Raw genomic sequence first — 14,677 nt, forward strand, 5'->3', positions numbered from 1 at the left:
ACCGGAGTCTCGGCGGCGAGCCTACTCGTCCGGGGTAACACCCGGGCAGAGGTGCGGCGGCTGCGCCGAGCCGTTCGGTGTCTGACAGGATCGCCCGTATGGACAACCTCGTCGTCATGCTGATCGTGGCCGGCGTGCTGGTGCTCCTCGCGGTGGGCCTGACGATCGGTCTGGTGGTGACCCGCCGGGGTGGCCGGGCGGCCCCGCCGCTCCCGCCGATCCCGCCCGCGCCGCCGGTGCCGCCGGTGCCGCCCAGCCCGCCGGGCGCACCGCCGACGGAGCTGGTGGCCCCGCCGGTCGAGGCGCCGCCGGCACCCACCGACGTCGAGACCCCGGTGGTGGTGGAGCGGCCGGAGCCGACCGCCGGGCGGTTGGTCCGGCTGCGGGCCCGGCTCTCCCGCTCGCAGAACGTCTTCGGCAAGGGGCTGCTCAGCCTGCTGAGCCGGGACCACCTGGACGAGGAGGTCTGGGAGGAGATCGAGGACAGCCTGATCGGCGCCGACGTGGGGGTCGAGGCGACCCAGGAGATCGTCGACCGGCTGCGGGAGCGTACCGCCGTGCTCGGCACGCGCAGCGCCACCGAGTTGCGCGCACTGCTCGCGGCCGAGCTGGTGGACGTGCTCGACCCGACGCTCGACCGTTCGCTGCGGGCGACCCGCTCCGGCGGGACCCCGGCGGTGCTGCTGGTCGTCGGCGTGAACGGCGCCGGCAAGACGACCACCTGCGGCAAGGTGGCCCGGGTGCTGATCGCGGACGGTCGTACGGTGCTGCTCGGCGCCGCCGACACCTTCCGGGCCGCCGCCGCCGAGCAGCTCACCACCTGGGCCGGCCGGGTCGGCGCCGAGGTGGTCCGGGGCCCCGAGGGTGCCGACCCGGCCAGCGTCGCCTTCGACGCGGTGCAGCGCGGCATCGAGGCATCGGTCGACACGGTGCTTGTCGACACCGCCGGTCGCCTGCAGAACAAGGTCGGCCTGATGGACGAGCTGGGCAAGATCAAGCGGGTGGTCTCCCGGCACGGGCCGGTGGACGAGACGCTGCTGGTCCTCGACGCCACCACCGGGCAGAACGGCCTGGAGCAGGCCCGGGTCTTCACCGAGGTGGTGGACGTCACCGGCGTGGTGCTGACCAAGCTCGACGGCACCGCCAAGGGCGGCATCGTGATCGCGGTGCAGCGCAAGCTCGGCATCCCGGTCAAGCTGGTCGGGCTCGGCGAGGGTCCGGACGATCTGGCGCCCTTCGATCCGGCACAGTTCGTCGACGCGCTCCTCGGCACCGAGCCGCTTGGCGCCGACGCGTAATCTCGGGGGACTGTTCGGATACCGCGCCCATTCCCGGGCGCGGGCCTGGTGACGCTGTTTCCCAGCGCCGCTCCGGTAGGAGAGACGTACGTGACATCGCAGGAGATCCCGCTGCACGGCGGGAACGTCAGCACCGTCGTGCGGGTGGGCGACACGGTACGCCGCAACGCCGGCCCGTGGACGCCGTCGGTGCACGCCCTGCTGCGACACCTGGAATACGTCGGCTTCACCGGCTCGCCCCGGGCCCTCGGGATGGACTCGCGCAACCGCGAGGTGCTGTCGTATCTGGAGGGGGAGTGCGGGGAGTATCCGCTCGCCCCGCACTGGGTCACCGACGAGGCGCTGGTCACCGTCGCCACCATGCTGCGGATGTTCCACGACGCGCAGTACGGCTTCCAGCCGCCGCCGAACGCGGTGTGGCGGTCGTTCGGGCCGCCGCCGCCGGACACCGAGGTGGTCTGCCACCACGACGCCGCCCCGCACAACGTGATCTGGCGGCCGGACGGCACCCTGGCGCTCATCGACTTCGACCTCGCCTCGCCCGGTGCCCGGATCTACGACGTCGCGTACGCGGCCTGGACCTGGGTGCCGCTCTTCTCGGACCGGGACTCCTACACCCTCGGCTGGCAGCGCCCCAACCGGCCGCGCCGGCTGCGGCTCTTCGCCGACGCGTACGGGCTGATCCCGAGGGACCGGCACCGGCTGGTCCGGACCATCCGGAAGCGGATCGTGGACCACGTCGAGGGGATCCGCCGGATGGCGGCGGCCGGTGACCCGGCCTTCGTCCGGATCGTGCACAAGGGTCACCTCCGGCGCCCGATGCGCGATCTGCGGCTGCTGGACTACGAACGGCACACCCTGGAGTACGCGCTTCGCTGATCCGGGTACGCGCTCCGGTAACCTCGCGTCGCTTTCCGTACACCTACTCCGGGCTATTCGGCTGGTATGCCCCTGTCCGTTCCATCGATTGTGCGGACTTCTTCACACGTTGGAAACAACCCGTGACAGGGCAGAAACCAACTGGGCACCACGGGTGAAACCTCCAGCCACGAAGCTTCCGCGCAACCGGCGTACGGGCGATGCTGCCTCGGTGGGCCGGGAAGGAGGGTAACCAACTTTAGGAGGCCAGCGTGCCTGAAGCACCGACGATCGATACCGGCAATACCGCCTGGTTGCTGATTTCCAGCGCGATCGTGCTGCTCATGACACCGGGTCTGGCGCTGTTCTACGGCGGCTTGAACCGGTCCAAGGGCGTCCTGAACATGATGATGATGAGCTTCTCCGCCATCGGGCTCGTCTCCATCCTCTGGCTTTTTTACGGCTTCACCGTCGCCTTCGGCGACGACCAGAACGGCATCTGGGGTGACCTCGGCCAGTACGTCGGCACCAAGACGTTCATGGCCGAGACCGACCTGTGGGGCGAGACCGGCATCCCGCTCTACGTGTTCATGGCCTTCCAGATGATGTTCGCGATCATCACCGTCGCGCTCATCAGCGGCGCCATCTCCGACCGGGCCAAGTTCTCCGGCTGGCTGATCTTCGCCTTCGGCTGGGCCACGCTTGTCTACTTCCCGGTCGCGCACATGGTCTGGGGCGGTGGCTTCATCGGCGCGGGTCTCGGCGCACTGGACTTCGCCGGCGGCACCGCGGTGCACATCAACGCCGGTGCGGCGGCGCTCGCCCTGGCGATCGTGCTCGGCAGGCGGGTCGGCTGGCCCAAGGAGAGCATGAAGCCGCACAACGTGCCGATGGTGGCGCTCGGTGCCGGCCTGCTCTGGTTCGGCTGGTTCGGCTTCAACGCCGGCTCGGAGCTGACCGCCGACGCGACCACGGCGATCGCGTTCATGAACACCCAGGTCTGCACCGCCGCGGCCGTGCTCGGCTGGATCATCGTGGAGTGGCTGCGCAACGGCAAGCCGACCCTGGTCGGTGCCTCCTCGGGTGCCATCGCCGGCCTGGTGGCGGTCACCCCGGCCTGTGCCTTCATCGCGCCCTGGGCGGCGGTCGTGCTCGGCCTGGTGGCCGGCGCGGTCTGCGCCCTGGCGGTCAGCCTGAAGTACGCGCTCGGCTACGACGACTCGCTCGACGTGGTCGGCGTGCACTTCGTCGGCGGCTGGATCGGCTGTCTCTGGATCGGCCTCTTCGGCACCAGCACGGTGAGTTCGCTGGTGGAGAACGAGGGGCTCTTCTACGGTGGTGGACTCACCCAGCTCGGGATCCAGGCGCTCAGCGCGTTGATCGTCACGGCGATCTCCTTCGTGATCGCCCTCGGGCTCGGCTTCCTCATCGAGAAGACCATCGGCTTCCGCACCTCCGCCGAGGCCGAGGTCGAGGGGATCGACATCGCGGAGCACGCGGAGAGCGGATACGACCTCTCCACGGCGACCGGCGGTGGCGGCGCGTTCGCCATGGCCGGGATCGGCTCCCCGAACAGCAGCACTGCGGCGGGGGAGCCCGCCGCTCCGGTCAGCGAAAAGGTCGCCGGTTAAGTTTCTCCGATGGAGGGGTTGGACATGAAGCTGGTGACTGCGGTCATCAAGCCGTACCAGCTGGACGCGGTCAAGGAGGCCCTGCACGCCCTCGGCGTGGCCGGCCTGACCGTCAGCGAGGTCCAGGGGTACGGACGGCAGAAGGGGCACACGGAGGTGTACCGGGGAGCCGAGTACACCGTCGAGTTCCTGCCGAAGATCCGGGTCGAGGTGCTGACCGACGAGATCGACGTCGACAAGGTGGTCGACGCGGTGGTCACCGCCGCCCGTACCGGCAAGATCGGTGACGGGAAGGTCTGGGTGACCGGCGTCGAGGACGTCATCCGGGTCCGGACCGGCGAGCGCGGCCTCGACGCGCTCTAGGAGATCATGACGATGACCAGGGGACCCTCGCCGTTGACCGTCGGAGAGGTCGACCCGAGGCCCCTGGTCATCCCCGGCATCGGCGCCGCCGCGCGCGAGCAGCGTGCGGCGGCGCTCGACGCCTGGTTGGCCGGGCTGCTCGCGGCAGGGTTGCGGGACACCGCAGCCGCGCGAGGCGGTGCCGACCTGACCTCGGTCGAGGGTGTCGCCCTGATCGCGGTCGGCGGGCTGGGCCGCCGGCAGTGCGCACCCTGTGGCGACCTCGACCTCGTGCTGCTGCACGCCGGTGTGCCCGGCATGGACGAGCTGGCCACCGCGCTCTGGTACCCGATCTGGGACGCCCGGCTCGGCCTGGACCACTCGGTGCGGACCATCCCCGAGGCGCTCTCGGTCGCGCACGACGACGTCAAGGTCGCGCTCGGCCTGCTCGACGCCCGGCACGTCGCGGGCGACCGGGACCTCTCCGCCCGGCTCGTCACCGCCGCCGCGGACCAGTGGCGGCGGACCGCCGTGCGGGTGCTCCCCGCACTGCGCGAGATCACCGTCAACCGCTGGCGGGCCCACGGCGAGCTGGCCTTCCTGCTGGAGGGCGACCTGAAGGAGGCGGCCGGCGGGCTGCGGGACGTGGCGCTGCTCCGGGCCATCGCCTTCGCCGGCATCAGCGACACGCTCCGCCCGGCCGTCCGGGCCGCGCACCTGCGGCTGCTCGACACCCGGGACGCCCTGCACACCTCGGTGGGGCGGCGGGTCGACCGGCTGCTCGCCCAGGAGCGGGCCGCCGTCGCCAACCTGCTCGGCCTGCGCCAACCCCGCCCCGGCGGCACCGGAGCGCCGCGCCAGCTCCCGACCGGCCGCCCGGACACCGGTGGGTTCGACAACGCCGGATCGGATATCGGCGGCGTGGGGACCGGCTGGCCGGACGGGAACGTCACCGACGCCGGGGACGCGCTGCTGCGCAAGGTGGCCGGCGACGCAAGGACGATCAGCCACGCCCTGGACGACGCCTGGCGGGCCGCCGACCGGCTCCGCTCCGGCCGGCGCCGGGGTGCCGACGGCCGGCCGCTGCGCCGCCCCATCGCCCGGGACGTGGTGGAGCAGGACGGCGAGCTGGTGCTCGCCCGTACCGCCATCGGGGCCCGCCCCGACCCGAGCCTGTCGCTGCGGGTCGCCGCCGCCGCGGCCAGCGCCCGGCTGCCGATCGCCAGAGCCACCTGCGAATGGCTCGCCGCCTACTGCCCACCGCTGCCGACGCCCTGGCCCCCCGGGGCCCGCGCCGCGTTGATCACCCTGCTCGGCGCCGGGCCCGGCCTCGTCGCCACCTGGGAGACCTGCGACCGGTACGGCCTGGTCGACGGCTGGCTGCCGGAGTGGCCCCGGATGCGCAGTCTGCCGCAGCACAACCCGGTGCACCGCTACACCCTGGACCGGCACCTGGTGCAGGCCGCCGCCGAGGCGACCGGGTACGCCCGCGAGGTCGACCGGCCCGACCTGCTGCTGCTCGCCGCCTTCCTGCACGACGTCGGCAAGGGACTCGGCGGCGACCACAGCCTGGTCGGCGCGCCGATCGCGGCCCGGATCGCGGCCCGGGTCGGGCTGCCGCCGCCCGAGGTCGACCTGATCGAGAGGCTGGTCCGGCTGCACCTGCTGCTGCCCGAGGTGGCGACCCGGCGCGACCTGGCCGACCCGGTCACCATCGCACGCGTCGCCGAGGCGGTGCAGGACACCACCACACTGAGCCTGTTGCACGCCCTCGCCAGGGCGGACGCGAAGGCGACCGGGCCGGCTGCCTGGTCGGACTGGAAAGCCCGCCTGATCGCCGAACTGGCGCGCCGGGTGCACACCCGGCTCGACACCGGCGAGCTTCCCGAGCCGCCGACCCCGGATCCGGCGCTGGTGGCGGGGCCGCTGCCCGCCGTACACCTGGAGGGGGACCGGGTGGCGGTGGCCGCGGCGGACCGGCGCGGCCTGCTCGCCGCGGTCGCCGGATGCCTGGCCCTGCACCGGCTCGAAGTCCTCGCCGCCGACGCCAGCATGGTCGAGCAGACCGCCCTGGTCGAGTTCCTGGTCCAGCCCCGGTACGGCACCCCGCCGGACCCGGTCGCCCTCGCCGCCGACCTCCGCAAGGCGGTCGGCGGCGACATCTCCGTCACCCAGCGCCTGCGGGGCCGCGCCCTGACCACCCGGGGCGGCGGCTCGCCACCCCGGGTGGTCTGGCACCGTGCCGCCGCGACCGACGCCGTGGTGCTGGAACTGCGCGCCGCCGACTCCGGCGGGCTCCTCTACCGGGTCACCAGCGCCCTGGACGAGGCGGGTGCCCAGGTCAGGGCGGCCCGGATCTCCACCCTCGGCGGCGACGTGGTCGACGCCTTCTACCTGGTCGGCGGCTGGCCCGACGACGCCGAGCGGGCCCGCGTCGAGGCCGCCGTCCTGGCCGCCGCCGGCTAGCGCGCAAGGAAGCGCAAGGAAGCGCAAGGAAGCGCAAGGAAGGGCCCCCGCTTATCGTTTTCTGTAGAAGAAGGGCCCCCGCCTAACCACCGTCGGGACGTACGTCGGCGGGCGTACGCGCACAGCCGCCCGACGGCCGACGCCGTCGGACCGCCGGGGCGGGATCGTCGGTGGCATGACGGATTCGCCCGCGTTGCCGGCCGCCGTGGTGGAGCGTCGGCGTGACATCCTCTGAACCGATGGCGCAGAACGATCCGGTGCCGGAGCCCGACGCGGCGGACGACGGCCCGCACGGCGTGGCGGGTGCGGTGGCGGCAACCGGCGCAGCGGACGCGCGTGGCTCAGCGGGTGCGCGCGGCGCAGCGGGTGCGCGCGGCGCAGCGGACGCGCGCGGCAGGGTGGGTGCGCGCGGCAGGGTGGGTGCGCGCGGCAGGGTGGGTGTGCGCGGCAGGGTGGGTGTGCGCGGCAGGGTGGGTGCGGGGCGGGGTGGCCGGGTCCGGCTGGCCGACGCGGCGCTGGCGGTCGGGCTGTTCGCGCTGACCGTGCCGGTGACGACGGTGATCAGCCGGAACATGCCCGGCGCGGTGCCGGCGGACGGCTGGTGCTACGTCCTGATCGCGTCCGCCACGCTCACCCTGGCGGTACGCCACCGCTGGCCGCTGGCCACGCTCGCGGTCGCCACGGTGGCAGTCTCCAGCTATCTGCTGCTCGGCTATCCGTACGGGCCGATGTTACTGAGCTACTTCGTCGCGCTGTACACGGTGGCGGCGCACCTTCCGGTGCGGCGGGCGGCGTTCGGCGGCGCCGCCTCCCTGCTGGCGCTGACGGCTCACACGGTGTTCGCCGTCCGGACCGCGCCACAGGGGCTGATCGGAGTACTTCCCGCCTCGGCCTGGGCCGTCGTGCCGTTCGCTCTCGGGGTCACCGTCCGGGTCAGCCGCGAGTCCGCCGCCCGGAACCGGATCGAGCAGGCTCGCCGGCTGGCCGACGAGGAGCGGTTGCGGATCGCCCAGGAGGTGCACGACGTGGTCGGGCACGGGCTCGCCGCGATCAACATGCAGGCGGAGATCGCCCTGCACCTGCTGGCCAAGCGTCCGGAGCAGGCGGAGACGGCGCTGACCGCGATCAGCCGGACCAGCCGGGAGGCGCTGGACGAACTGCGGGTCACCCTCTCGGTCGTCCGCCGCGACGCCGCTGTCGAGCGTGCACCGGCGCCGGGGCTGGACCAGGTGCCGGCGTTGACGGCCCGGCTGCGCGGCAGCGGCCTGCCGGTCACCCTGGAGGTCGTCGGGGAGCGGCGGGCGCTGCCGGTGGCGGTGGACCTGGCCGCGTACCGGGTGGTGCAGGAGTCGCTGACAAACGTCCTGCGGCACGCGGGGGCGGCGAGCGCCAGCGTGCGGATCGGTTACCTGCCGGCGGGGGTGACGGTCGAGGTGCTCGACACCGGCCGGGGCGGGTCCGGCCGGGGCGGGTCCGGGGTGGCCGGCCCCGGAGCCGGTCACGGGCTGACCGGGATGCGGGAGCGGGTCGCCGCCCTCGGCGGTGTGCTGGAGGTCGGCTCTCGGGCCGGCGGCGGGTTCCGGGTCTTCGCCCGGCTACCGACGGGGGTCCGATGAGCGGGGAGAGCGCTCCGACGATCGGCGTGCTGATCGCGGACGACCAGGACCTGGTCCGGTTGGGGCTGCGTGCGCTGCTGGAGAGCGAGCCGGACCTGCGGGTGGTCGGTGAGGCGGCCGACGGGCTGCGCACGCTGGCGCTGGCCCGCAGCGAGCGCCCCGACGTGGTGTTGATGGACGTCCGGATGCCGGGGATCGACGGCATCGAGGCGACCCGGAGGATCGTCGCGGATCCGGAGCTCTCCGGTACCCGGGTGGTGGTGCTTACCACCTTCGAACTCGACTCGTACGTCTTCGAGGCGCTCCGGCACGGCGCCAGCGGCTTCCTGACCAAGGACACCAGGCCGGTCGAGCTGCTCCGGGCGATCCGGCTGGTCGCCGCCGGCGAGGCGCTGCTCTCCCCGTCGGTCACCCGGCGGGTGGTCCGGGAGTTCGCCACCCGGCCGTCCCGGGTGCTCCGCCCGCACCCCCGGCTGGAGACTCTCACCGAACGGGAACGGCAGGTGCTCGGGTTGGTCGGCGAGGGGCTGAGCAACGACGAGATCGCCCGCCGGCTGCTGGTCAGTCCGGCCACGGCACGTACGCACGTCAGCCGCGCCATGGTCAAGTTGGGCGCCCGGGACCGCGCCCAACTGGTCGTGTACGCGTACCAGTCCGGCCTCGTCGACCCCTGACCCGGGTCCTCCCACGCCTTGTCGGGGATGATCGGTGAAGTGCTACCACGACGGAGTTCCCCGTTCGGGGAGCGGCGGGTGGAAGCGGCGGGAGAGGCGGGCGGCTACCCTTGCGGTGGCTGGGAACCGTTGTGCCCGGCACGCCACGCTCGGGCAACCGTGCTCGGGTAAATACGACAAACGGGATGCTGCGCCGTGTTTGACACTTTGAGTGACCGCCTCTCCGGGATCTTCGGAAAGCTGCGCGGCAAGGGTCGCCTCACCGACGCCGACATCGACGCCACCGCCCGGGAGATCCGGCTGGCGCTGCTGGAGGCGGATGTCGCCCTGCCCGTGGTCAGGTCCTTCATCGCCAACATGAAGGAGCGGGCCCGGGGCGCCGAGGTGTCGCAGGCGCTCAACCCGGCCCAGCAGGTCATCAAGATCGTCCACGAGGAACTCGTCGCCGTGCTCGGTGGCGAGAGTCGCCGGTTGCAGTTCGCCAAGCAGTCGCCGACGGTGATCATGCTCGCCGGCCTCCAGGGCTCGGGTAAGACCACCCTCGCCGGCAAGCTGGCCGGCTGGCTGAAGGGGCAGGGGCACCAGCCGATGCTGGTCGCCGCCGACCTCCAGCGGCCCAACGCGGTCAACCAGTTGCAGGTGCTCGGCGGCCGGGCGGGGGTCGAGGTCTTCGCGCCGGAGCCGGGCAACGGCGTCGGCGACCCGGTCCAGGTCGCCAAGGCGTCGATCGAGCACGCCCGACGGGCCGCCCGGGACATCGTCATCGTCGACACCGCCGGCCGGCTCGGCATCGACGCCGAGATGATGGCCCAGGCCGCCGCCATCCGGGACGCGGTCGACCCGGACGAGGTCATCTTCGTCATCGACGCGATGGTCGGCCAGGACGCGGTACGCACCGCCGAGGCGTTCCGGGACGGCGTCGGGATCACCGGCGTGGTCCTCTCCAAGCTCGACGGTGACGCCCGGGGTGGCGCCGCGCTCTCCGTCCGGCAGGTCACCGGCCAGCCGATCCTCTTCGCCTCCACCGGCGAGAAGTTGAGCGACTTCGACGTCTTCCACCCGGACCGGATGGCCAGCCGGATCCTGGGGATGGGCGACGTGCTGACCCTGATCGAGCAGGCCGAGCAGGCCTTCGACGCCGATCAGAAAGAGAAGATGACCGCCAAGCTGATGGGCGGCGAGCAGTTCACCCTGGAGGACTTCCTCGACCAGCTCATCGCGGTCCGCCGGATGGGCCCGATCGCCAACGTGCTGGCGATGATGCCCGGCATGGGGCAGATGAAGGACCAGTTGGCCGAGGTCGACGACAAGCACTTCGACAGGGTCACCGCGATCATCCGGTCGATGACCCCGGGCGAGCGGACCAACCCGAAGATCATCAACGGTTCCCGGCGGGCCCGGATCGCGAACGGCTCCGGGGTCACCGTGATGGACGTCAACCAGTTGCTCAACCGCTTCGCCGACGCGCAGAAGATGATGAAGCAGATGGGCGGCATGATGGGCCTGCCCGGCAGCCGGCGCAAGGCGACGAAGTCGCCGAAGAACAAGCGGAAGGGGACCAAGGGCGGCGGCCGGCCCCGGGTCGGCGGTCCGGCCGGCGGCTTCCCGGGCGGCATGCCGCAGTTGCCGCCGGGGCTGGACCCGAGCGCGCTGCAGGGTGGCCAGGGCCTGCCGCCGGGCTTCACGCCGCCGAAGCTCGACTTCAACAAGTTCACCAAGCGCCGGGACGACAAGGACCGCTGACCGACGGACAGGGCGTCCGTCGGCAGGGACAGCGGGCGATAATCTGAGCGCGTAGGGTGACGGCGTCACCGGGAAGGAGTGGTCATGACCGCGGCGCCGATGTTGCCGGAGCGGCAGGAGTGGACGGTTGACGACCTCGGCGAGCTGCCGAAGGACCTTCCGTACGAGTTGATCAACGGAAGGTTGATCGTGCCGTCCCCCACCCACCTGCACCAGGACCTCTGTGTCGAGATCCTGCTCGCACTGCGAGCGAACTGCCCGCCGGAGTACGTCGTCAGCATCGACCTGTCGATGCGGGTCGACCGGCGCAACGAGCCCCGGCCCGACGTGGTGGCGCTGCGCCCCGAGCACGTCACCCGCAGCCCGGTCCCGATCGGTGACGCGATCCTCGCCGTCGAGGTGATATCGCCCGACTCCACCTTCCGGGACATGTACGACAAGGCGCGGATCTATGCCCACGCCGGGGTGCCGACCTACTGGGTGGTCGATCCGCTGCACGAGCGGATGACCCTCACCGAGTTCGTCCTCGGGCCGGCGGGCGAATACGAGCCGGCCACGCACACCGACGACGTCCACAACACCGAGCGGCCCTGGAAGGTGACCCTCGACCTGCCGGCCCTGACCGGCCGCTGGACCGGCCTGCGGGGCCGCGCCGAGTCGTGAAGCCGGCGGGCCACACCGGGACGCCGGTCTCCGGCGCGGCGCGGCGCAACGGGCACGCGCGGGCGGGCGTGATCTTCGGCGGGACCCGGCGGGGTGCGGCGGGCGCCCGGGCGCCGATCGGGTAGGAATGGCGCATGGCGCTGCACGTACGAGGGGTCGTGCTCCCGGACGACGAGGTCCGCGATCTGTGGCTGGTCGGTGACCGGGTCACCTTCACCCCGGTCCCCGACGCGGTCACGGTGGCCGATCGCGGTTTCGTGCTGCCGGGGCTGGTCGACGCGCACTGCCATCCGGGCATCGCGCCCGGGGCGGTGCCGGTCGGCTCCCTCGACCAGGCCCGTGAGCTGGCCCGGATCGACCGGGACGCCGGGGTGCTCGCGATCCGGGACGCGGGATCGCCGTTCCCGTACCCGGAGTTGGAGGACGAGCCGGACCTGCCGCGACTGGCCCGCGCCGGGCGGCACGTCGCGCCGCCGAAGCGATACCTGCGGGGCATCGCGGTGGAGGTCGAGGCCGCCGACGTGGCGGCGACCGTGACCGAGCAGGCCCGGGCCGGCAACGGCTGGGTCAAGCTGGTCGGCGACTGGATCGACCGGAGCGTCGGCGACCTGGCGCCGTCCTGGGACCCGGAGACGATGGCGGCGGCGGTCCGGGCCGCGCACGCCGCCGGAGTCAGGGCCGCGGTGCACACCTTCTCCGAGGCGGCGGTCGAGGTGATGGTCCGGGCCGGGGTCGACTCGGTGGAGCACGGCACGGGCGTGGGGCTCGACCTCGTCGACGAGATGGCCCGGCGCGGCACGGCCCTGGTGCCAACGATGATCAACATTGCCACCTTCGGCGGGATCGCCGAGCAGGCCGCCGGGAAGTTCCCCGGGTACGCCAAGCACATGCTCGCGCTCCGCGACGGCTTCCCGGCGGTGGTCCGGGCGGCCCACGAGGCGGGGGTGCCGATCTACGTCGGCACCGACGCGGGCGGCGGGATCGACCACGGGCTGGCTGCCGAGGAGATGCTGCTGCTGCACGAGCAGGCCGGGATGTCCCCGGTCGACGTCCTCGCCGCCGCCTCCTGGCGGGCCCGGGACTGGCTCGGCTTTCCCGGCCTGGTCGAGGGCGGCCTCGCCGACCTGGTGGTCTACCCCGAGGACCCCCGCGCCGACCTACGGGTGGTACGGGCACCCGAGCGCATCGTGCTGCGCGGCCGCGTGCTCCGCTGACCGTCTGTGCCCCCGGGCGCGGGCCGGGCGCGGGCCGGGCGCGTCGGTTCCGGCGTCGGCGCCTAAGATGTGCCCTCATGGCACGCGTGCTCACTCCCCGGGCGGAGGACTTCCCCCGCTGGTACCAGGATCTGATCGCCAAGGCGCAGCTCGCCGACAACGGCCCGGTCCGGGGGACCATGGTCATCCGACCGGCCGGCTACGCCATCTGGGAGCGCATGCAGGCCGAGATGGACGCCCGGATCAAGCTGGCCGGTGCCGAGAACGCGTACTTCCCGCTCTTCATCCCGGAGAGCTACCTGCGCCGCGAGGCACAGCACGTCGAGGGCTTCTCGCCGGAGCTGGCGGTGGTCACCCACGGTGGCGGCAAGCAGCTCGCCGAGCCGGTCGTGGTCCGGCCGACCAGCGAGACGGTGATCGGCGAGTTCATGGCGAAGTGGGTCGACTCCTACCGTGACCTGCCGCTGCTGCTCAACCAGTGGGCCAACGTGGTCCGCTGGGAGCTGCGGCCCCGGGTCTTCCTGCGGACCAGCGAGTTCCTCTGGCAGGAGGGGCACACCGCGCACGCCGACGAGGCGGACGCGCGGGCGTACGCCCGGAAGATCCTGCACGAGGTCTACGAGGACTTCATGGTCGGGGTGCTCGGCATCCCGGTGCTGGTCGGGTTGAAGACCGCCCGGGAGCGCTTCGCCGGCGCGACCCGCACCTACACCCTCGAAGCCATGATGGGCGACGGCAAGGCGCTGCAGATGGGCACCTCACACGAGCTGGGCCAGAACTTCGCCCGCGCCTTCGACATCACCTACACCTCGGCCGAGCGGAGCGTCGAGCACGCCTGGACCACCTCCTGGGGCAGCTCCACCCGGATGCTCGGTGGACTGATCATGTGTCACGGCGACGACAACGGGCTGCGCGTGCCGCCGAGGCTGGCGCCGGTGCAGGCGTACGTGATGGTGGTCAAGGCCGGCGACGGCGTCGCCGAGGCCGCCGCGAAGCTCTGCGACGCGCTGCGCGATGCCGGGGTGCGGGTCGCCCTCGACGACCGGGTGGAGACCCCGTTCGGCCGCCGGGCCGTCGACGCCGAGCTCAAGGGCTATCCGGTACGCGTCGAGCTCGGCCCCCGCGACCTGGCCGCCGGCAACGCGGTGCTGGTGCGCCGGACCACCGGTGCCAAGACCCCGGTCCCGGTGCCGGACGTGGTGGCGGCGGTGCTCGCCGCGCTCGACGCCGACCAGAAGGCGCTCTACGACGAGGCGCTGGCGCGCCGGGAGTCGCAGACCGTCGGGGTGGACTCGCTCGCCGAGGCGATCGAGGCGGCCGCCACCGGTTGGGCCCGGGTGCCGTGGTCGGCCGTCGGCGCCGAGGGGGAGGCGGAGGCGAACGCCCAGGGCGTGACCGTCCGCTGCCTGCGCCGGGCCGACGGTTCGGTGCCGGACTCGGAGGACGAGCCGGAGCTGAGCGCGATCCTGGCCCGCTCCTACTGACCGGCCGTCCGGACATGACCGGGATGCGCTTCTCGCCGGGCCGGCTCGTCGTGCACCGCAACGTCCGGCACGGCCGGATCGGCTGGGCCCGGCCGGCCCGGGTGGTCAGCGACGACGACCGTGGCCTGCTGCTCTGGGTCGCCCAGGGGAGCCAGGTGGCCAGCGAGGTCACCGAGGACGGCCGGGGGATGCGGACGATGCCCTTCACCGAGTGGGTGACCTTCGGCTACCGGCTGCACGTGGCGCCCTGGAGCGGTCCACCGGTGCTGAAGTTCCTGCCGGCCGGTGCCGACCACTCGGTCTGGTTCTTCCGGGACGAGGCGGGCCGGTTCGCCAACTGGTACGTCAACCTGGAGGAGCACGGGGTCCGCTGGGACGACGGCGAGCTGGCCGGGGTCGACGTGGTGGACCAGGATCTCGACGTGGTGGTCCGGCCGGACCACACCTGGGCGTGGAAGGACGAGGAGGAGTTCGCCGAGCGGCTCGCCCTGCCCGAGCACTACTGGGTCGCGGACGGCGCGGCGGTACGCGCCGAGGGCGAGCGGGTGATCAAGATGGCCGAGGCGGGGCAGTTCCCCTTCGACGGCACCTGGTGCGACTTCGTCCCCGACCCGACCTGGACCCCGCCGGCGTTGCCGGCCGGCTGGGACCGCCCACCCGTACGCTGATCGACGCGACGCGACGCGAC

The 14,677-nt window shown here is 72.8% G+C and carries 12 protein-coding genes; all 12 read left to right on the forward strand.

The window, feature by feature from the left end:
• The first annotated feature begins 98 nt into the window (after positions 1–98).
• The 12 genes from ftsY (at position 99) to ACN27G_RS04030 (ending at position 14,657) form a co-directional block, all read left to right on the forward strand.
• The gene (ftsY, locus tag ACN27G_RS03975) at positions 99–1,298 is read left to right on the forward strand and encodes a signal recognition particle-docking protein FtsY (RefSeq protein ID WP_421491421.1); all 1,200 of its coding nucleotides are present in this window, start codon (positions 99–101) and stop codon (positions 1,296–1,298) included.
• Between the two features lie 45 nt (positions 1,299–1,343).
• Complete coding sequence (locus ACN27G_RS03980; protein WP_421497222.1) at positions 1,344–2,177, forward strand: aminoglycoside phosphotransferase family protein; 834 nt, start codon at positions 1,344–1,346, stop codon at positions 2,175–2,177.
• Positions 2,178–2,428: 251 nt separating this feature from the next.
• Positions 2,429–3,787 carry an ammonium transporter gene (locus tag ACN27G_RS03985; RefSeq protein ID WP_421491422.1) on the forward strand — a complete coding sequence of 453 codons (1,359 nt, stop codon included), beginning with the start codon at positions 2,429–2,431 and terminating at the stop codon, positions 3,785–3,787.
• 24 nt (positions 3,788–3,811) lie between these two features.
• Positions 3,812–4,150: a P-II family nitrogen regulator gene (locus ACN27G_RS03990; RefSeq protein WP_196205300.1), complete on the forward strand. Its 339-nt coding sequence runs from the start codon at positions 3,812–3,814 to the stop codon at positions 4,148–4,150.
• 33 nt (positions 4,151–4,183) lie between these two features.
• A complete protein-coding gene (locus ACN27G_RS03995) occupies positions 4,184–6,595 on the forward strand; it encodes a [protein-PII] uridylyltransferase (RefSeq protein WP_421497223.1) in 2,412 nt (803 codons plus the stop codon).
• 221 nt (positions 6,596–6,816) lie between these two features.
• Complete coding sequence (locus tag ACN27G_RS04000) at positions 6,817–8,211, forward strand: sensor histidine kinase (protein WP_421491423.1); 1,395 nt, start codon at positions 6,817–6,819, stop codon at positions 8,209–8,211.
• Positions 8,208–8,885, forward strand: coding sequence for a response regulator (locus tag ACN27G_RS04005; RefSeq protein ID WP_421491424.1), 678 nt, complete (start codon positions 8,208–8,210; stop codon positions 8,883–8,885). The genes ACN27G_RS04000 and ACN27G_RS04005 overlap by 4 nt, the downstream gene beginning before the upstream one ends.
• Positions 8,886–9,080: 195 nt before the next feature.
• A complete protein-coding gene (ffh, locus tag ACN27G_RS04010; RefSeq protein WP_421491425.1) occupies positions 9,081–10,628 on the forward strand; it encodes a signal recognition particle protein in 1,548 nt (515 codons plus the stop codon).
• An 84-nt stretch (positions 10,629–10,712) separates the two neighbouring features.
• Positions 10,713–11,291, forward strand: coding sequence for a Uma2 family endonuclease (locus ACN27G_RS04015; RefSeq protein WP_421491426.1), 579 nt, complete (start codon positions 10,713–10,715; stop codon positions 11,289–11,291).
• Between the two features lie 134 nt (positions 11,292–11,425).
• Positions 11,426–12,505: an amidohydrolase family protein gene (locus ACN27G_RS04020; RefSeq protein ID WP_421491427.1), complete on the forward strand. Its 1,080-nt coding sequence runs from the start codon at positions 11,426–11,428 to the stop codon at positions 12,503–12,505.
• A 77-nt stretch (positions 12,506–12,582) separates the two neighbouring features.
• A complete protein-coding gene (proS, locus tag ACN27G_RS04025; RefSeq protein ID WP_421491428.1) occupies positions 12,583–13,989 on the forward strand; it encodes a proline--tRNA ligase in 1,407 nt (468 codons plus the stop codon).
• A 23-nt stretch (positions 13,990–14,012) separates the two neighbouring features.
• The gene (locus tag ACN27G_RS04030) at positions 14,013–14,657 is read left to right on the forward strand and encodes a DUF402 domain-containing protein (RefSeq protein ID WP_421497224.1); all 645 of its coding nucleotides are present in this window, start codon (positions 14,013–14,015) and stop codon (positions 14,655–14,657) included.
• The last annotated feature ends 20 nt before the right edge of the window (positions 14,658–14,677 follow it).

Source organism: Plantactinospora sp. WMMB334, assembly GCF_049179095.1.
Taxonomy (GTDB): domain Bacteria; phylum Actinomycetota; class Actinomycetes; order Mycobacteriales; family Micromonosporaceae; genus Plantactinospora.

Coding starts and splice junctions, on each gene's coding strand:
- ACN27G_RS04030 (WP_421497224.1), top strand. CDS start 14,013: ATGCGCTTCTCGCCGGGCCGGCTCGTCGTGCACCGCAACGTCCGGCAC.
- ACN27G_RS04005 (WP_421491424.1), top strand. CDS start 8,208: ATGAGCGGGGAGAGCGCTCCGACGATCGGCGTGCTGATCGCGGACGAC.
- ftsY (WP_421491421.1), top strand. CDS start 99: ATGGACAACCTCGTCGTCATGCTGATCGTGGCCGGCGTGCTGGTGCTC.
- proS (WP_421491428.1), top strand. CDS start 12,583: ATGGCACGCGTGCTCACTCCCCGGGCGGAGGACTTCCCCCGCTGGTAC.
- ACN27G_RS03990 (WP_196205300.1), top strand. CDS start 3,812: ATGAAGCTGGTGACTGCGGTCATCAAGCCGTACCAGCTGGACGCGGTC.
- ACN27G_RS04020 (WP_421491427.1), top strand. CDS start 11,426: ATGGCGCTGCACGTACGAGGGGTCGTGCTCCCGGACGACGAGGTCCGC.
- ACN27G_RS04015 (WP_421491426.1), top strand. CDS start 10,713: ATGACCGCGGCGCCGATGTTGCCGGAGCGGCAGGAGTGGACGGTTGAC.